The following is a 17,938-nucleotide window of genomic DNA, read 5'->3' on the forward strand; positions in this document are numbered from 1 at the left end:
CGGTTGGAGGTGATGGGGTTGGCTTCGCAACCGAATCCTACGCCGCATCAGCGCTTTACCCCTCAGGCGCACTCTTACGAATAAGACGGGTTAAGTTGAAGAAAGATTGAGTGACTCCCGATCATTTCTGTGCCGAAACGTGGAGTCGCGGTCGTGCCGCGTCCAAAGAAACCGGCGCGAGCGGCCTATTAGACGCGGTAGGTGATCAGCCTCCGAAACGAGACTATCAAGCATGAAGAGATCGAGCGCGAGGCAGAGGTTTTATTTGTGTTGAATTCTTGCTTCTCGATAGTGGTCTGAAATCGTATCATCGGTCATGGCGGGCGTGGCGTTCGCGGTTGAAGGTGATGGGGTGGCTTCGCAACCGAATCCTACGCCGCATCAGCGCTTTACACCACGCTCGCCAGCCTCTCAGGCGCCCTCTCGCGAATAAGACGGGCTAGCCCCCGGAGCCTGCCGTTCAGCTGTCGAACAGCGCCATCCACGGTGATCGGCCGACTTAGCGCCGCGAATGCAGCAGCTATTTCCCTTGCAGCAACCTTACTTTCGGCCAACTTTTCGGGCCGGCCCACCAAATCTATTCCAATCAAAGCACCAGACCGCGCATAGTTCGCCTTGCCTACAGTATGCAAATATCCTCTTCCACGATAGTTCCACCCGTCGTCGGGCCCGACATTACCAAATCTGCCCGAATACACTTTATTTGCCAGCGAACGGGCATTGCCGACGAAAGGCTTAGCATCTGAAGCATTCGGAAAAATGTTCGGAAGCATAGCCGCTATCAGCTCTGCCGAGACAATGTTGAGATATTGATCGTATCCGTTGAAAAAATCTGAAGTAAATAGAGCGTACGCTAGGATGATTGCCACTGAGTCGTTTAAGTTGAACTCTCGGGCTGCGTCCAAAATATCCGCAATGCGGTTCACTCCATCGGGAGTCTTTAGAGCAGAATAGCGCGCCAACACATAATCCACCGATATAGACGGCTGCTGCGTAGTTACTGACGAGCGGGTTTCGGCGAGGGCTAGCTTTACGAATCCGTCTAACCAAGCCGAGCGCACTCGATCATCCGCCGCGTGATCTGCCGCCCTGCGAGTGATCATGCTACCGACAGTAAGAGCAGACATAACGATTTCTCGCAGATAATAGACCCGTTTGATTTCTTCAGTATTGATATCGCTCTGTCTCTCCAACATTAGGCGTGCGACATCGAATTGGAACGTTCGCTCATCCTTTTCTTGGGCAGCGCTTGCCTTTGATTTCTCTAAGGTCAACTGCGCGTCGTTGGTCGACCGCTGAAGTTCAAGCTGATTTGCGCTGGACTCGCGGTTGATTTGGAGCTGAAGGTACGACACCGCAATTGTGGCTGTACCAATGATGGCAGTAATGATGACGCCGAGATTGCTATTGAAGAAGCGAAGCCCCCGAGACTTTGACTTCTCGAACTCGAATTTCTGAACCTCAAGCTGGAATTTTCGCTCCTCCAGCGAGATAGGCCCGTTCTCTGGTGGAACGTGGGGTTCTTTCGATGTGTCAGGCATGGCCGCCTTACCCAAGTATCGGCAGTTTATGCGGGCAGGTTGTGTGAACTGCCACACTAACGCTTAACGCGCGTGCCTGTTAAGAGCCGCTTAGCGGACATTGGCTCGTCAAGAGCGGAGAATTGCAAGTCCTGCATCAGCTTCCCGGCACGGTGCAGAGTGCCGGCTCATGAGTAGCGGCTTTGGGCACACCGAGCCAAGCTTCCTGTGGCCTAATCGGCTCCTCGTGGGTCGGTATAATAATAGCCACGGGTATACGCCGATGCATTTCAACACGGCAGGCTAGGTTGTGGGTGGTAGCAGTCCGTGGTAGCAATCACCTCTCGGCAAAGCTGATTTGTGTTTGTTTTTCAGTATCTTCCTGGGCGGCCCGTTCCCCCCCTAGGGAGCGCCAGAAATTTCAACGAGTGAGAGCTCGGGATCGTGTCCCCTAGCGTGGTGTAGCAGGCGGCGGGGCACCGCGTTTGCCGGCAGGAGCCGGACTGGTCAGCTGGCGATAGCCGGAAGGCTGACGGTGGGACCATCGCTCAACGGCGCGATGGTTTCCAGCGTCATGTAGCGGGCACGCTGGACGGCCCATTCATCGTTCTGTTCGAGCAGGATCGCGCCGATGAGGCGAACGATGGCGTCTTCATTGGGGAAGATGCCGACGACCTCGGTGCGCCGCTTGATCTCGCCGTTGAGGCGCTCGATCGGGTTGGTAACCGGTATGAGATGGCTCGGTGCCAACGTTCCGCTGCGGTGTTCCTACATCGTGGCGTATGGTGCGACCATCGGGACAGAGGCACCGGGAGCACGAAGTGCGGGCAGGCCGATGCACACGATGAGCCGAGAGCTCGAGTTAGTAGCTGGCCGCCTCTGCGACTCGCCCGGTTGCGCCGCGAGCGCGAATCCGTAGTTGTCGTGTCGCCCGCAGCTCCCGTCATGTGTTCGGCAGAGGAGGTGCGAATGCGACGGATAATTGGCATTGATGTCCACCGAACCTTCGGGGAGGTGGTATTTTGGGAGAACGGCAGGCTTCGACATGCGGGGCGCATTGATATGACGCGGACTGCGCTGGAGGGATTTGGCAAAACCCTGCTGGCCGGTGATGAGGTGGTGCTCGAAGCGACTGGTAACAGCTTGGCGGTGTCGCGGGTTCTGGCGCCATTCGTGGCGCGGGGGATCATCGCCAATCCGTTGCAGGTGAAGGCGATCGCCCAGGCTCACGTCAAGACCGACAAGATCGATGCCGGCACGCTCGCCAGTCTGCAGGCGGCGGGATACCTGCCGCAGATCTGGACGCCTGACGCGGAGACCGAGCGCAAGCGTAGGCTGGTGGCGCGGCGCTACCAGGTCGTGCGGCATCGCACGCGGCTCAAGAACGCGGTGCATTCGATCCTGCACGCGCACCTGATCCCGAAGTGCCCGCATGCCGATCTTTTCAACGCCCGCGGCCGGGCATGGTTGGCCGCTCAACAGTTGCCGGACGATGAGCGAGCGGCCATCGACCGGCATGTCCGTGAGCTTGACCGGCTGGCGGAAGACCTGGTCCTGCTCGACCGCGAGATCGCGCGGGACGCAATCGAGGATTCCGCGGTCAACAGATTGATGACGATCACCGGCGTGAACCTGGCGGTCGCCGCCGGCATCGTGGCGGCGATCGGCGACATCAGCCGGTTCAACAGCCCGCAGAAGTTGGTGAGCTATTTCGGGCTGAACCCGCGGGTGCGGCAGTCCGGGTTGGGAGCAGCCCACCACGGCCGTATCAGCAAGATCGGCCGCAGTCATGCGCGCGCCATGCTGGTCGAAGCGGCCTGGGCAGCGGCCAAGGCGCCCGGTCCACTGCATGCTTTTTTCGTACGCATCCGCGCCCGGCGCGGCCATCAGATCGCCGCGGTGGCCGTGGCTCGGAAGCTCACTGTGCTCTGCTGGCACTTGCTGACAAAGGGCGAGGATTACCTGTGGGCGCGCCCGGCGCTGGTCGCCAACAAGACCCGCGCGATGCAACTTCAAGCCGGACATCCACAACAGAAAGGGAGCCGCCGTGGACCAGCCTATGCCTACAACATCAAGTCGCTGCGCGACCGCGAGATGTTGATTGCCGCCCAGGCCGAGCAAAGCTACGAACGATTCGTGTCGCATGGAAGTCGCGGCACCCAAAAAGTGGCGCGCGAGCGCCTCAGTTCGGCAGGACAAAATAGGCAGTCCGGTGACGCTTGCAGCCGACGCGTCACGCTTCGCCATGAGGTCGCCCGCGCCCAACAACCATAATCGCGGCTGATGGCAAATTCTAGCCAGGAATGCAGTCCCGTTCCACTGCCAGTGTGCCGCCGTGCTCGGGCCGGTCAAGGCCAAGCCTTGCGGTGGCCGCAGACGCGGCAGCCTTGACCGCCCCGGCGCGCGGCGGCTGCGAGATTGGTGGCCGGGACGGAAGAATGGCCCGCAGCGCAGCCGAACAAAAGAATGGACTTACAGCGATCTCCGCAGTCGTCGTCTCGGCCCCGAAGAAATCGCTTGTCCATCTCATCCGTGGAGTGCAGCTTGGTGCGGTGCTGCGGCGGGAACGTCATATAGGCCAGCACATCGGTCTCGGCCTCGTAGAGGAAGCCGGCAAGCTTGGGCAGCTTGGGACGGAGTTGGTCGGAGACCTTGCGCCACTGCATTTTAGCGGCCTCGGCATCGTCCTGGGCAAACGCGGTGGCGATGAAGGCGGAGACGACGCGGCGGCCGCTCTTGCCGGCATGGGCCAGCGCGTTGCGCATGAAGTGCACCCGGCAACGCTGCCAGGAGGCATTGAGCACCTTGGCCACGGTGGCCTTGATGCCCTCGTGGGCGTCGGAGACGACCAGCTTGACGCCGCGCAGACCGCGGCGGGCGAGCTTGCGCAGGAACGCGGTCCAGAATGTCTCAGCCTCTGAGGGACCGATATCCATACCGAGAACCTCGCGCCGGCCATCACTGTTGACGCCGACCGCGACGATCACTGCGACCGACACGATGCGCCCGTTCTGGCGCACCTTCACATAGGTGGCGTCGATCCACAGGTACGGCCAGTCGCCCTCGATCGGACGAGCGAGGAACGCCTTCACCTTGTCGTCGATCTCGGCGCAGAGCCGGCTCACCTGGCTCTTGGAGATGCCGCTCATGCCCATCGCCTGCACCAGATCGTCGACCGAGCGGGTCGAGACGCCTTGCACATAGGCTTCCTGCACCACGGCGGTGAGCGCCTTCTCGGCCATGCGGCGCGGCTCCAGAAAGCCGGGGAAGTAGGAGCCCTTGCGCAGCTTGGGGATGCGAAGCTCGACCGCGCCGGCACGGGTCTCCCAGGTCCGGTCGCGGTAGCCGTTGCGCTGGGCCAGGCGCTCGGGGGTCTTCTCGCCGTAGGCGGCCCCGGTCTGGCCTTCGACTTCCAGCTCCATCAATCGCTGGGCGGCAAAGCCGATCATCTCGCGCAACAGATCGGCATCAGGGGTCTTCTCCACGAGCGTGCGGAGGTTCATCATCTCATCGGTCATCGGTGGTTCCTCGAATCAGGTTGGTGTCAGCAACCCGACCCTACCGGCGAACTGCCGGTGACCACCGCAAAGCCGCCCGCCCGCTACGGCGCTATTGGGGGGCGCGCGTCGGGGCGGCTTTGCTCTACCGAGCTACACCACATCCGGGGACACGACCGAGCTCGGATCGAAAAGTCGTCGAATATCCGTCGAATAAGCGCTGACGAAACTTGCCGCACTCATTCATTGATCCGATCACTGAGCTCTCTTGATAGCTGAATAATCCAACCCGACGCGCGAAGCAGATCGCGGCGAGCTCGTCTGCCCGCAATTGTGCGAGAAGTCGTAGATGGTAATTCGGGGCAACGCACGCAGAGTTGAGTCTTGCTGAATCAGTCTGCGGCTCGGGCAACCATAAGGTGATCGAGGGCAACTCGCTGCTCCGAAGATAGAGGCACCGACGCTGCGGCAAAGTTCGCATTCAGTTGCTCTACCGAAGTAGCGCCTGGAATGACCCGGATGTTGGGTGACCTCCCCAGCAGCCATGCGAGGGCGACTGTAGCTGGCCTGACCAAGTGAGCAGCCGCTATGTCCCAAAGCGGATCGAGAGCAAGGCTGAGCTCGGCCAGACGTGTCGGTTCGAAGCGGGGGTCCTTGTTACGATAGTCGGTCGGCGAACGCTTTGCTTCCACGTCGGGTATCCGCGCGAGGATGCCCCGCCCAAGTGGTGAGTAGCACACGAAATCGGTGCCTGTGCCGTTCAGATAGGCAAGTAGTCCCTGCTCGGGCTGCCGCTGGATAAGGGAGTATTCGTTTTGAACGAAAGATATCCGGTGTATTGCGGACGCTCGCTGCACCGTTTCTATATCGGTAGCAGACAGGCCAAGCTCAAGCACTTTCCCTTCTTTCACGAGGTCCGACATCGTGCCGACGACCTCTTCGACCGGAATGTTTGGGTCAGGGCGATGCTGATAGAGGACGTCAATGTAGTCGCGCCGCAGTCGGCGCAGCGACCCTTCCACGGCTGAACGAATCGATTGCGGACGGGAATCCAATCCTGCGATCTTGCCGGCTTCGAGCCGATATCCGAATTTCGTGGCTATCTCGACACGGGTGCGACGGGAGCCAAGCGCATCAGCTAATAGCTCTTCGTTGACAAACGGACCGTAGAGCTCGGCCGTGTCGAAATGGGTGACACCCATGTCGAATGCGTGGCGGATGATATCAATGGCAACATCGCGGGCGATATGGCCGTAAATGCCAGTCAGTGCCATGCACCCCAAACCGATGCGCTTGCGGTCGCAAGGTACCTGGTTCATTGCGGCCTTAGAGTCAGCAGTCGAGATCGAACGCTCTCAAGAACACGCTCCACTATTTTGTCTCTGTTGCCAGAGGTCAGGATGAGAGCCTTCGGTTCGATCTGGTTGACAAGCCGTTCGATCGAGCTCGCCGCTTCCACGCGAAATGCTGCGTCCGAATCCCGTCCCTCACCAACCGCGATATCAGTGTCCACTGCAGTTCTGATAAGGATGTCGTAATCGGGGATATCCGCCTTCACGATCGTCATCAATTCGCCCGACCGCCGGCTGTCGATGGTCCGCGCCGACACCTGCAAGGCGGCGTGTAGATATCCCAACGCATCGATAACGGGCCGATCGACCAGAATGACGTCATTCTGAAGCGAGGCCTCGGCTTCGCACCGCAAGCATTCCGCCATGATCCAGAGCGTGCTTTCGTAGGTATGCTGGGTCAAAATCGGAAAGCCAAGGCCTTGTGCCCTGGGTGCAAAATCGCCGATCCGGTGAATTCTCAAACCCATATCGTTGAGCTCCTGCTCTAGACTTTGCAGGAACGTGGACTTGCCGGACGAATGCGTGCCCGTAATAGCGATTTTCATCGCTGGTGAAATCACAACAAAGATCCCTGTCTTGGATCCAGAATGTTCGCTTCCATGAGAACTCTGCGCCGTTCGTCGGCGGGCAGGGGCGACAGCAGATGGATCATGAGAAGGGCAGTCAGCGTGGCGTCGTAGAGCGCAGAATGATGCTTTGCGTCAGTGCGCCTAGCGGCCTCATCGGCCAAGCCGAATTCAACACCCAGATTGGCAAGACCGTACGATGCCAATTCCGGCTTGAGGATCTTTGTAAGCTTCAACGTGTCGATCGCGGAACTGGGTTTCCAGTCGGGGAGCGACCTCGACAGAATATCTACCTCGATTTTTACATTGTGACCGACGATCGGCGTGTCCTCGATCCACGTAATGATGTCATCGACGATGTCGGCGATGTCCGGAGACCCTACAACATCGTCGTCTGTCAGTCCGTGGATGCGCGTGGCGGCTGGCTTGATCCCGTGCTCTGGCCGCACGAACCAGTGCCGTTTGTTTTCGGTGAGCACGAGCCGATCGACCTGCAGCATCGCCAGCTCGACGATTTCCGGCGGAGAGCTGCCGCTACCCTCGACGTCGATGATCCAGAAACGCCCTGTATCTATTTCCATCCAACTTCAGCCCGTCCATGCCGCCCGTGAAGATGCGGGTGCGATCGATCGTGGACCTGATAATTGAGCGTGTGCTGAATGAAGTAGCGCTGCTGCTCAGTGCTGCCGCTCAGCTCGATCCGGCGATCGTCAATCGATATGTGATTGGACACAAGTTTCGCAAGCGCTGCCAGCTCCCGCACGCGTGACACTTCGGGTTTCACGTGAGTCTGCGCACAGCGGTCAATCTGCTGCTGCGGACAGATGTCGCAAATCTCGCGTATTCCGAAATGGCCGTTGTAATCAGCAGCGCCATGTGCATAGGCCACTCCGCAGGACGTCTTTCGGAACAGCGCTTTGCCTGCAAAAGCCTCCGTCACGCGCCGCTCGATCTCTGCGGGCAGGATTTTGCGCCTTGCAATCTCCGGATAGAGGTCCGCTACGCCAGCTTCACGAAGATGCGCGCGGATTTCTGCGCGATGAAAAAGACCCGTGAATACCGTGGCATCGGCATACTCGGAGAGCGCCAGCGCCCGGCCGATGTGATTGTCCGTGTCGTTCAGTCCGGCGATCAGCGGTCTCCAGTAGAGAATGGCTTTGGTTCTTGCTGCATGGTCGTGGAGAACACGCAACGAGTTTTCCGCATGCGCGCTGTCGACAGGCTCCACTCTGGCGTCCTCGATGCCGGACCAGGTGACGAGGATGGTGAGGCGAATGTTCTTCAGTCGCTCCAGCCGTGCGATATCGTCAGCCTCGATTTTCCATCGAGTGATGACAAGCACTGAATTCTTCAGTCCCCGTTGGTCGAGCAGCTCCAGCGTCGCAAACAGGTGGTCCTTCACGCTTGGCAGGAAGGGCTCGGTCGCCCGGTTGAAGATTTGGATCGGCGTCGTATCGGCTCGGAAGGCCCAATGGTTGGTCAAAATATCGACCGCCTCGCTATCGCTGACCACCAGATGTGGCTGCTTCATCCCGAAGTTCTGAAAGAGATGGCGGACGCAATAGCCGCAATCGAGCGGGCAGCCCACGACATGGTTGAGGCTGAGGCCGGATTTTCGATACTCGACCACGTTCCGGAGCGAGTGCGGAAGGTCGGCTGGCGCGGCGCGAAGGACTGGCATGGTTCGACGAATCCAGCGAAATATTCTATCGGGAAATGCATGGGGGTTACTTTTAACGGAGAGGTTGTGATCTCGCAAGGCCTTTTTCTGGACTTTTCCTAACCCACGCCGGCGCGCAGACATCCGATTGAGCCAATGAAAAAGCTGAATCCTCAACGCCTGAAAGTGGGCGATATCATCCTGACCGCGGGCCCGGGCAAGGTGAGCAAAGCCGTCCGGCGCATGACCAAGAGCGAGATTTCGCACGCGATGGTCTACGTCCAGCACTCGTCGCTGATCGACGCGACGGCGCATGGTGTCCATTCCAGCAACCTGCAACGGCTCTTCCTGGAGGACGACGCAGTTGTCGTCGTCTTGCGGCATCGAACGCCGTTGAGTGCGGAGGTGATCCGGCAGGTCACCGATTTCGCCCGAGCCGCCAACTCCAGATGGTATTGCCAGCCGCTTTTGGCGAGTTCGAGCTGCCAAACCGCCAAATATCCCGATTTCTCGTAAGCCCGGCGGAGAAGAAGGAAACCTCCTGATCAGACGCAGGTAGCTCGAAGTCGGAAATCTGGACGAGGTGCGCGCTGGTGCGAAGGTCTTCGGGGGTTCTTAAAGCCGCCCGCAAGCGGTCCGAGAGCATTGTTGACCAACGCCAAGAACCTGAGAAGGATTAACCGAGGGCTGCATGATCAGCTCGGTTTCAACAAGCTGACCCAGAAGCCCACCCCCCGACGACGCCGTCGGTCGGCGCGACCAAGCCCGGATGCTCGTCGACGGCATGACCGCCGCCAACGACCTTGGCCTGACCGACGCCGTGCCAGCGAAAATCGTGGTCCACACCGACGCTCGCAAACAACCGATCAAGCTCGGCAACGTCACCATCACTTTCCGTCTAACCGCAGCCAGCAAGCTGTTTTGGGCCGGTCGGCCCGCCATGCGCGTCATCCAGGCACTTCACTGGTTGCGTGATCTCCTGGTCCGCGAAGGCGAGAGTGATCGGGTTAGACAGAAGCTAGCCAAGCTTTTCGGCGATCCGCCGACCGGGCCGCCACTAAAGGCCGACATCAACGTCGGCAAGACCGCGCTTCCGACCTGGATGTGGGAGTTCCTCAAGCCGCTGATCGAAGGCGATACCAATGTTCAAGATCGGTATGTCGATGCCAACTATGCTGCCGATGATGATCATCGTCATCATCTCGCCGCCGGCGCCCGGCCCAGGGACGACCCGACCAAAAAGGTGCAATCAGCCAAGCGCAGCAGGGTGAGGAAAACATGAATCAGGCTTTTGACGAGGTCCGTGCAGCCGGAACGGATGCCATGTTGAGCGCCTTCAATACGACCGCGCAGCGCCTCGGTGCGCGTTTCGCGGGATCGTGAGCGCGGATTTCAGGGGATCGTGAGCAGAGATTTCAGACGATCGTGAGCAACGATTTCGCGGGATCGTGAGCAAGGCTTTCGGAGCCTTGCAGCGCTTCGGCCGACAACTCAACCGGCTTAGGGATGACCTCGTGGTTAACGAGGAAGTCCAATGCCTACCCAGAGATTGTCGATGCGCCGGATCAAGGAAGTCCTTCGGTTAAAACATTTTCAAGGCCTGCCAGAGCGGGCCATCGCGCGGAGCGTGGGCGTCAGCAACGGCGTTGTGCACAGCTACCTGAGCCGCGCCCGCTCTGCTGGGTTGAGCTGGCCGCTTCCGGAGGGAATGACCGATGAAGACCTGGAGCTTTTGCTTTTCCCGGCCCCACGACCAGCGTCTCAGAGCCCGCAGCGGCCGGTGCCCGACTGGAGCTACATCGATAAAGAGCTCCGCCGGCGCAACGTAACCCGTCGCCTGCTCTGGGAGGAGTATCGCGCCGTTAATCCCGACGGTTTCGGGTACACGTGGTTCTGCACTACCTACGAGGCCTGGAAGGGGCGGGTCCGACCTTCGATGCGGCAGATTCATCTGGGCGGCGAGAAGGTGTTCGTGGATTTCGCCGGCGACACCATCGACATCGTCGATCCGCTGACCGGGGAAGTGCAGCCGATGAAGCTGTTCGTCGCGGCGATGGGCGCTTCGAACTACACCTACGCCGAGGCCTGCCCCAGCGAGAGCTTGGCCGACTGGATCCGGGCCCACGTCAACTTGTTCACGTTTTTGAGCGGAACGCCGACGTTCGTGGTCTGCGACAACCTCAAAGCCGCCGTCAGCAACCCCGACCGCTACGATCCCGGCCTCAATCGCACTTATGCCGAGATGGCGAGCCATTACGGCACGGCCATTCTCGCCGCACGGCCGCGGCGCCCAAAAGACAAGGCGAAGGTCGAGGTCGCGGTGCAAATCGCCCAGCGCTGGATTCTGGCCCGGCTGCGCAATCAGCGCTTCTTTTCCCGGGCCGAGCTCAACGCCGCCATCAAGACACTCGTCGACGAACTCAATGCTCGTCAAATGCGTGGCTTCGGCTCAAGCCGCGCCGAACTGTTTGCCGAACTCGACAAACCCAAGCTAACCCCGCTGCCAGATCAGCCTTATGCCTTCGCACGCTGGAAGCGCTGCCGCCTCGCTCCCGATTATCATGTCGAGGTCGACGGCCATTGGTACTCCGCGCCGTATCGTCTGATTGGCGAGCTGGTCGATGCCCGTATCGACGATCGGACGGTCGAGATCTTCCACAAGGGCCAGCGGATCGCCAGCCATGCCCGCGCGCCCAACCGACGCGGACACACCACCATCGCCGACCACATGCCCAGCGCCCATCGCCGCTACGGCAAATGGACCCCCGCCGCGGTGATCGCCGCCGGCGAGCGGATCGGTCCTTCGACAGCAGCGTTTTTCCAGGCCGTGATCGACGCCCGGCCCCATCCAGAACAAGGCTTTCGAACCTGCCTTGGCATTCTGGCGCTCGTCAAAAGCTACGGCGCCGAACGCCTCGACGCAGCCTGCCGGAGGGGCATCCTCATCAAGGCGCGCTCCGTCGCCTCGATTAGATCGATCCTCCAGAACGGCCTCGATCGCACGTTCTTCGACGAATCTTTCGAGCACCAGCCCCTGCGCCACGGCAACATCCGCGGACGCGACTACTTCCACTGAAGCAAGGAGAGACCCGGCATGCTTAACCACCCAACCCACGAACGGCTGATCGAGCTTGGCCTGACCGGAATGGCCAAGGCCTTCGAGGAGCAGCGCCGATCGCCCGATCTCGAAGCCCTGCCGTTCGAAGATCGCATCGGCCTGTTGGTCGACCGCGAAGCCGCCGAACGCGACACCAGGCGGCTCACCACGCGCCTCAAGATCGCCGCACTGCGCCAGACTGCTTGCGTCGAGGACGTCGATCTGCGCACCCCGCGGGGCATCGACCGCGCCGTTTTCGCCAAACTCGTCGAAGGTCGCTGGATCGATCGCCACGAGAATTTGCTCGTCACCGGGGCAACCGGCCTGGGCAAAAGTTGGTTAGCCTGCGCGCTCGGCCACAAGGCCTGCCGCGACAACCGATCAGTCCTCTATCATCGCGTTCCAAGGCTGTTCGAGGCGCTCGCGCTCGCGCTCGCGCGCGGAGACGGACGTTACGCTCGGCTCCTCAAAAGCCTCGGCCGCGCTCAGCTTCTGATTTTGGATGATTGGGGACTATCGGTGCTCACCGCCGCGGAACGCCGCGATCTGCTCGAAATCCTCGAGGACCGCCATGGCCGCGCATCCACCATCGTCACAAGTCAGCTCCCCGTGGACACCTGGCATGGAGCCATTGGGGACCCCACGGTCGCCGACGCCATTCTCGATCGCCTCGTCCACAACGCCCACCGCCTCCAGCTCACCGGAGAAAGCATGCGAAAACGCAGCGCCAAAACCATCACCCTTGACGGCCAACCAGAACACTGACTCTATCTCCCATCGGCCGTAGCGGGCTGCTCACGATCGCGCGAAATCGATGCTCACGATCCGTGAAATCCGCAGATGCTCCCGGTGCGGGTCTATCGAGGGCTGTAAAGGGTGGTTTGTTGCTGATCGCCAGCATGCCAGATCGAAGCCCTGGTTCATATTTTGAAAGTGAGAACGGATGGATTTCCCCTCGACCAAGCGGGTGCGTGAACAATCGGACAGCACGGGCCCGCAAGAGAGCTCACCCGCGGCTCCGTCCGCAGCCGCGGCGACCTTTGAGCGGCAATTGAGCGAGATCGGCAGTTCAGGTGAAGGTGATGGAGCAATGCCGGCCGCCTCGACGCCGCAGCCGGCTCAGTCAAAAGGGATTCTGAGAAGGCTCAGCAAAAGCCCCCTTTATTCCCAGGATGCTCCCCTTATTTTTGGGCTTGAGAAGGCCCTCATCAAGGGCGGGGCCGCCAAAGGCACCGCACAAAATAATCTATATTCTCTTCGCAGCTTTGGCCAGTGGCTCTTCGCAAATAACAAAGATCCCATTGCTGCTCGGCTCGACGACGAAGAGTCGCTGACCGTTGATGCGCGCGTGTTCGAAAAGCGTCCCGCGACACTCCTTAGGGCAATAGACCATCTCAGGACCTCGCGGTCGACGGGCGGAATCGTGCCGATCGCAGGCCGCACTGAGTTGCATCCTTATCCCCAGGACGCAGCTCTGATCGAAGAGTACAAAAACGACGCAGCGACAGATACCGGCAAGAAGGATGCAAGCAAGAATGCAACTGCTCTTCGCAGTTTCAGCGACTACCTGCGTGAAAACAGCAAGAAGGGCATTGCTGCTCGTCTTTCAGACGAGGCGTTGGATGGAGATGTCAAGAGCTATAAGAGGGCCCCCGGTGCTGATTCGAGGATCGGTGCCGCTCTGGCTCATCTCCGAAAATCGCAGGCGGGCGCTAAGGCGATGGAGCTCGAGCGCCATATTGATTCCGAAGACGCGGCCCTGAAGGAGTCGAGGCAGGTCGGCGACGCTGCTGCGCAGCACAGTTCGTCGCAGAAAGCTGGCAGTTGGCCAGAGGAATTGCTTCCTGCGGAAGGCCATGATCAGAATTTGCTTTTGGGTCCGATGGACGAACCCGGCCCGCCGTCCTCGGCGCCGCAACCGGCTCAGTCAACTGGGGTTGCGATAGGGCACAAGAAGCGGCCTCTTCATTCCGAGGATGTTCCCCTTATTGCGGGGTTTGAGGAGGCCCTCCGGAATGGGAGCGCCGCCGAACGCACCGTCCGAAACTATCTATCTTCTCTTCGCAGCTTTGGCCAGAGGCTCTACGCAAATAACAAAAAGAGCATTTTTGCTCGGCTCGACGACGAAGAGTCACTGACCGCTGATGCGCGCGAGTTGTTCGAAAAGCGTCCCGCGACACTCCTTAGGGCAATAGACCATCTCAGGACCTCGCGGTCGACGGGCGGAATCGTGCCGATCGCAGGCCGCACTGAGTTGCATCCTTATCCCCAGGACGCAGCTCTCATCGAAGAGTACAAAAACGAAGCAGCGACAGATACCGGCAAGAAGGAAGAAGCCAGGAGGGATGCAACGGCTCTTCGCAGTTTCAGTGACTACCTGCGTGAAAACAACAAGAAGGGCATTGCTGGTCGGCTTTCAGGCAAGGCGCTGGATGGAGATGTCAAGAGCTATAAGAAGGACGCCGGTGCTGATTCGAGGATCGGTGCCGCTCTGGCTCATCTCCGAAAATCACAGGTGGGCCCTAAAGCGATGGAGCTCGAGCGCCATATTGATCCCGAAGACGCGGCCGTGATGGAGTCGAGACAGGTCGGCGACGCCGCTGCGCAGCACAGTGCGTGGCAGAAAGCTGGCAGTTGGCCAGAGGAATTGCTTCCTGCGGAAGGCCATGATCAGAATTTGCTTTTGGGGCCGATGGACGAACCCGGCGCGTCGTCCTCGGCGCCGCAGCCGGCTCAGTCAACTGGAATTTTGATAGGGCACGACAAGCAGCCTCTTCATACCGAGGATGCTCCCCTTATTTCGGGGCTTGAGGAGGCCCTCCGTAATGGGAACGCCGCCGAACGCACCGCCAGGGGCTATGTACGTACTCTTCTCAGCTTTGGCCACTGGCTCTTCGCAAATAACAAAGATCCCATTGCTGCTCGGCTCGACGACGAAAAGTCACTGACCGCTGATGCGCGCGAGTTCATCGGAAAGGGTAATCCCTTAAGACTTCTTGCGGCGATAGTTCATCTCCGAACCTCGCAGTCGACGGGCGGAGTTGTGCGGATCGCAGGCCGCACTGAGTTGCATCCTTATCCCCAGGACGCGGCTCTCATCGAAGAGTACAAAAACGAAGCAGCGACAGATACCGGCAAGAAGGATGCAAGCAGGAAGGATGCAACTGCTCTTCGCAGTTTCAGCGACTACCTGCGTGACAACAACAGGCCGGGCATTGCTGCTGGGCTCGGCACGTCGTTTGACGGAGATGTCGAGAGCTATAGGAAGGTCGCCGGTGCTGATTCCAGGATTGGCGCCGCACTGGCTCGTCTCCGAAAATCGCAGGCCGGCGCTGAGGCGATGGAGCACGAGCGCCATATTGATCCCGAAGAGGCGGCCCTGAGGGAGTCGAGGCGGGTCGGCGACGCCGCTGCGCAGCACATTGCGTCGCAGAAGGGTGGCAGTTGGCCAGAGGAATTGCTTCCTGCGGAAGGCCATGATCAGGATTTGCTTTTGGGGCTGATGGATGAACCCGGCCCGTCGTCCTCGGCGCCGCAGTCGGCTCAGTCAACTTGGATTGTGATAGGGAAGAGGAAGCAGCCTCTTTATTCCGTGGATGCTCCCCTTATTTCGGGGCTTGAGAGGGCCCTCATCAAGGGCGGGTTCAGCAAATCCGCTGCCGAGCAGCACGGAGGTTCTCTTCGTAGCTTTAGCCGTTGGCTTTTCGCAAAAGAAAAACCGAGCATTCGTGATCGGCTCGACAATAAGTCGCTGACCGATGGCGGTGAGGTGCTCGAGTTCATCGGAGAGGGTAATCCAAAGAGACTCGTTCAGGCAATCGACTATCTCCGGACCTTGCGGTCGACGGGCGAAGTGCCGATCTCACGACGCGCTAAGCTGAATCCTCACCCCCAGAACGTGGCCTTTATCAATCCCGAAGACACGGTACTGATGGAGCCGAGGCGCGTCGACGCCGCCGCTGCGCAGCACAGCGCGTCGCAGGAAACTGGCCGTCGGCCAGAGGAGCTTCCCGCGGAAGGCCGCGATCAGGATTTGCTTTTGGGGCTGATGGACGAACCCCGCTCGTCGTCATCTCTCGAGCCAGCCGCGCGCCATGACCAGGCACCGGATCCCGGAGAGCCCGACCGCCAGCAGTCCCCGGACGAGCCGATGGCTGCGCTTGCCAGGAGCAACCGCCTGCCAAGCGAGGAGGTCCTCATCAACGATGAGCATGACACAGCTGAGTTGAGGCCAGCGAAGAGGCAGAGGACCCTAAACAATCCGCAAGGCGTTGCCGGCGAGCGGCAGCTGAGCGAGATCGCCAATTCAGGCGGCCAGCCGACACCGGCGCCTACCCATCAACAGGGTACGTCGTCATGGGAGACGCAGCCGATGCTGCTGCGAAGCGGCTACGAAGATGTCACGGCGCCGCATGCGGTCGCGACGTACGTCGGGGACGCCGCTGCGCAGCACAGCGCGCGGCAGCGAGCTGTCAGTCGGCCATTGGTCCTCCCGGAAGGTTACGATCAGGATCTGCGCTTAATGGTGGAAGACGGCCCATCGTGGCCCGAGGTTCCTCCTGAGCAGGCGCAGGACATAGTCCAAGCTGGGCAGGAACCTGCCTGGCCGACCGTGGAAGCAGCGCCAACGCACTCTGCCAGGGCTCGCTCAAACACCTACGGCGGTATTGAGGTGTCGTTTAATCCGAATTCGCCCGCATCATTTGAGTTGCGCGACAATGCTTGGAGCCGGGCGCCTGGCTTTCCGCCGCCGTTTGCCGGGCCGGTACCGGGGCATCACCAGGGCGCTCGACAGCTCGGCTCGCCGCAGGGGCTTTCTCCGGTGTCCGCCCACTCGGACGATGACGCTTTGGCGTGGTTGAGCGAGGAGCTTGCGCGGCAGATGCAAGAACCGGCATCACCATCAACTGCCAGGGCTCAGGATCTCTATCGTGAGTTTGAGGCACTGCTTGATCCGGATGCGGCCGAGTTGGATGACAGTGCTCACTTTGCGCCAGCGCCTTCTGCCAGGGCTCGCTCAGACACCTACGGCGGTCTTGAGGTATCGTTTAATCCGAATTCGCCCGCATCATTTGAGTTGCGCGACAATGCTTGGAGCCGGGCGCCTGGCTTTCCGCCGCCGTCTGCCGGGCCGGTACCGGGGCATCACCAGGGCGCTCGACAGCTCGGCTCGCCGCAGGGGCTTTCTCCGGTGTCCGCCCACTCGGACGATGACGCTTTGGCGTGGTTGAGCGAGGAGCTTGCGCGGCAGATGCAAGAACCGGCATCACCATCAACTGCCGGGGCTCAGGATCTCTATCGTGGGTTTGGGGCACTGCTTGATCCGGATGCGGCCGAGTTGGATGACAGTGCTCACTTTGCGCCAGCGCCTTCTGCCAGGGCTCGTTCAGACACCTACGACGGTCTTCCATTGGTTGATCTGACCGCGCCCGCACCGTCCCCATTGCGCGACGATATCGTGCGGCGGTTTCCGATCACCTCCTCCGATGCTCAGATCGGGGCGTTGAATCCGATAGCCTTGTCCCACAACCGCGGGCTGGTGCTCGAGGACACGGAATGGCTGGGCGACGAGCATATCCTCAGGGATTACCAGCTTCAGGAGCTGGATTTGCAGAGGAGCGATTCGGATCTCGCCGCCCGGACGCGGTTCGTAGATCCCCTCGAAGCGCTGCGGCTGCGCCTGGGCGCGGAGAGCGACGTGCTACGCGTATTCCATCGCATCGTCCATGATCGGCGTGATAACGATACAGCCGACTTCCTGTTGCTGCCAGTGAACGATGCCAGTGCTACGGACCGCGGCAGGCATTGGTCGCTGCTGTTCGTTGATCGCAGCAACCGGCAATGGCCTGTCGCCTATCACTACGATTCCTACGGGAGATACAACGAGACGCATGCAAGACAACTCGCAGAAAGGCTGAACATCGCCCTGCAGCCCGCCGGCATGGCCCAGCAGCAGAACACTTATGATTGCGGCGTCTTTGTCGTGGACGGCACGCGGGAGCTGGTTAGGCAATTGGCGCAAGGACGGGAGCCAGACCAGCTGAACCTCAGCAACGTCGTTGCCAATCGGCAGGCACTGCAAGCGCGACTCAGGGGTTGATGTCGCCGTGGGCGGACCTCGCGGCGCTTCGCTTTGAGCTTGAATGACGGCTGGAAGAAGTTCACCAGCAGGCGCGCCGCGGCGTAGAGACGTGCCATCACGCGGGCCGTCTCGCCCCCGTCGAAGCGCCCGTATCCGACGAGCCG

At 60.3% G+C, this 17,938-nt stretch carries 10 protein-coding genes and 3 pseudogenes; 6 read left to right on the forward strand and 7 right to left on the reverse strand.

Going from position 1 to position 17,938, the window contains the following annotated elements; genetic code table 11:
- Nucleotides 1-389: 389 nt before the first annotated feature.
- Nucleotides 390-1,541, reverse strand: coding sequence for a hypothetical protein (locus J4G43_RS05830; protein ID WP_208084233.1), 1,152 nt, complete (start codon nt 1,539-1,541; stop codon nt 390-392).
- A 486-nt stretch (nt 1,542-2,027) separates the two neighbouring features.
- A pseudogene (locus tag J4G43_RS05835) lies at nt 2,028-2,243 on the reverse strand (transposase); the annotation flags it as partial.
- A 264-nt stretch (nt 2,244-2,507) separates the two neighbouring features.
- On the opposite strand from J4G43_RS05835, the pseudogene J4G43_RS05840 reads away from it, so the two are divergent.
- Nucleotides 2,508-3,724 (forward strand): annotated as a pseudogene (locus J4G43_RS05840) (IS110 family RNA-guided transposase).
- A gap of 312 nt (nt 3,725-4,036) precedes the next feature.
- Here the strand turns inward: J4G43_RS05840 and J4G43_RS05845 are convergent.
- The 5 genes and pseudogenes from J4G43_RS05845 to J4G43_RS05865 form a co-directional block, all read right to left on the reverse strand.
- Nucleotides 4,037-5,038: pseudogene (locus J4G43_RS05845) on the reverse strand (IS256 family transposase); the annotation flags it as partial.
- 371 nt (nt 5,039-5,409) lie between these two features.
- Entirely contained in the window at nt 5,410-6,336 is a 927-nt protein-coding gene (locus J4G43_RS05850; RefSeq protein ID WP_049808043.1) for an aldo/keto reductase, read from the reverse strand.
- Complete coding sequence (locus tag J4G43_RS05855; RefSeq protein ID WP_038945479.1) at nt 6,333-6,914, reverse strand: AAA family ATPase; 582 nt, start codon at nt 6,912-6,914, stop codon at nt 6,333-6,335. The genes J4G43_RS05850 and J4G43_RS05855 overlap by 4 nt, the downstream gene beginning before the upstream one ends.
- A gap of 11 nt (nt 6,915-6,925) precedes the next feature.
- A complete protein-coding gene (locus J4G43_RS05860) occupies nt 6,926-7,516 on the reverse strand; it encodes a 3'-5' exonuclease (RefSeq protein WP_038945480.1) in 591 nt (196 codons plus the stop codon).
- Nucleotides 7,507-8,616 carry a radical SAM protein gene (locus J4G43_RS05865; RefSeq protein ID WP_028154489.1) on the reverse strand — a complete coding sequence of 370 codons (1,110 nt, stop codon included), beginning with the start codon at nt 8,614-8,616 and terminating at the stop codon, nt 7,507-7,509. The genes J4G43_RS05860 and J4G43_RS05865 overlap by 10 nt, the downstream gene beginning before the upstream one ends.
- 135 nt (nt 8,617-8,751) lie before the next feature.
- Here J4G43_RS05865 and J4G43_RS05870 point away from each other — a divergent pair, with 135 nt between their 5' ends.
- From J4G43_RS05870 to J4G43_RS05890, 5 genes are all read left to right on the forward strand, one after another.
- Nucleotides 8,752-9,111 carry a C40 family peptidase gene (locus J4G43_RS05870; RefSeq protein ID WP_028154490.1) on the forward strand — a complete coding sequence of 120 codons (360 nt, stop codon included), beginning with the start codon at nt 8,752-8,754 and terminating at the stop codon, nt 9,109-9,111.
- Between the two features lie 253 nt (nt 9,112-9,364).
- A complete protein-coding gene (locus tag J4G43_RS05875; protein ID WP_225004650.1) occupies nt 9,365-9,877 on the forward strand; it encodes a DUF6088 family protein in 513 nt (170 codons plus the stop codon).
- 252 nt (nt 9,878-10,129) lie between these two features.
- A complete protein-coding gene (istA, locus tag J4G43_RS05880) occupies nt 10,130-11,671 on the forward strand; it encodes an IS21-like element ISFK1 family transposase (protein ID WP_060907903.1) in 1,542 nt (513 codons plus the stop codon).
- A gap of 18 nt (nt 11,672-11,689) precedes the next feature.
- A complete protein-coding gene (istB, locus tag J4G43_RS05885; RefSeq protein WP_208084234.1) occupies nt 11,690-12,457 on the forward strand; it encodes an IS21-like element helper ATPase IstB in 768 nt (255 codons plus the stop codon).
- Between the two features lie 178 nt (nt 12,458-12,635).
- Entirely contained in the window at nt 12,636-17,792 is a 5,157-nt protein-coding gene (locus J4G43_RS05890) for a Ulp1 family isopeptidase (protein ID WP_208084235.1), read from the forward strand.
- Nucleotides 17,793-17,938 lie beyond the last annotated feature (146 nt).

It is taken from the genome of Bradyrhizobium barranii subsp. barranii, from assembly GCF_017565645.3.
Lineage (GTDB): Bacteria > Pseudomonadota > Alphaproteobacteria > Rhizobiales > Xanthobacteraceae > Bradyrhizobium > Bradyrhizobium barranii.

What these genes read in the sequence shown, in the direction of transcription:
- J4G43_RS05860 (WP_038945480.1), bottom strand. Translation starts at nt 7,516, where the DNA reads ATGGAAATAGATACAGGGCGTTTCTGGATCATCGACGTCGAGGGTAGC.
- J4G43_RS05850 (WP_049808043.1), bottom strand. Translation starts at nt 6,336, where the DNA reads ATGAACCAGGTACCTTGCGACCGCAAGCGCATCGGTTTGGGGTGCATG.
- J4G43_RS05890 (WP_208084235.1), top strand. Translation starts at nt 12,636, where the DNA reads ATGGATTTCCCCTCGACCAAGCGGGTGCGTGAACAATCGGACAGCACG.
- istA (WP_060907903.1), top strand. Translation starts at nt 10,130, where the DNA reads ATGCCTACCCAGAGATTGTCGATGCGCCGGATCAAGGAAGTCCTTCGG.
- J4G43_RS05855 (WP_038945479.1), bottom strand. Translation starts at nt 6,914, where the DNA reads ATGAAAATCGCTATTACGGGCACGCATTCGTCCGGCAAGTCCACGTTC.
- J4G43_RS05865 (WP_028154489.1), bottom strand. Translation starts at nt 8,616, where the DNA reads ATGCCAGTCCTTCGCGCCGCGCCAGCCGACCTTCCGCACTCGCTCCGG.
- istB (WP_208084234.1), top strand. Translation starts at nt 11,690, where the DNA reads ATGCTTAACCACCCAACCCACGAACGGCTGATCGAGCTTGGCCTGACC.
- J4G43_RS05875 (WP_225004650.1), top strand. Translation starts at nt 9,365, where the DNA reads ATGCTCGTCGACGGCATGACCGCCGCCAACGACCTTGGCCTGACCGAC.
- J4G43_RS05870 (WP_028154490.1), top strand. Translation starts at nt 8,752, where the DNA reads ATGAAAAAGCTGAATCCTCAACGCCTGAAAGTGGGCGATATCATCCTG.
- J4G43_RS05830 (WP_208084233.1), bottom strand. Translation starts at nt 1,541, where the DNA reads ATGCCTGACACATCGAAAGAACCCCACGTTCCACCAGAGAACGGGCCT.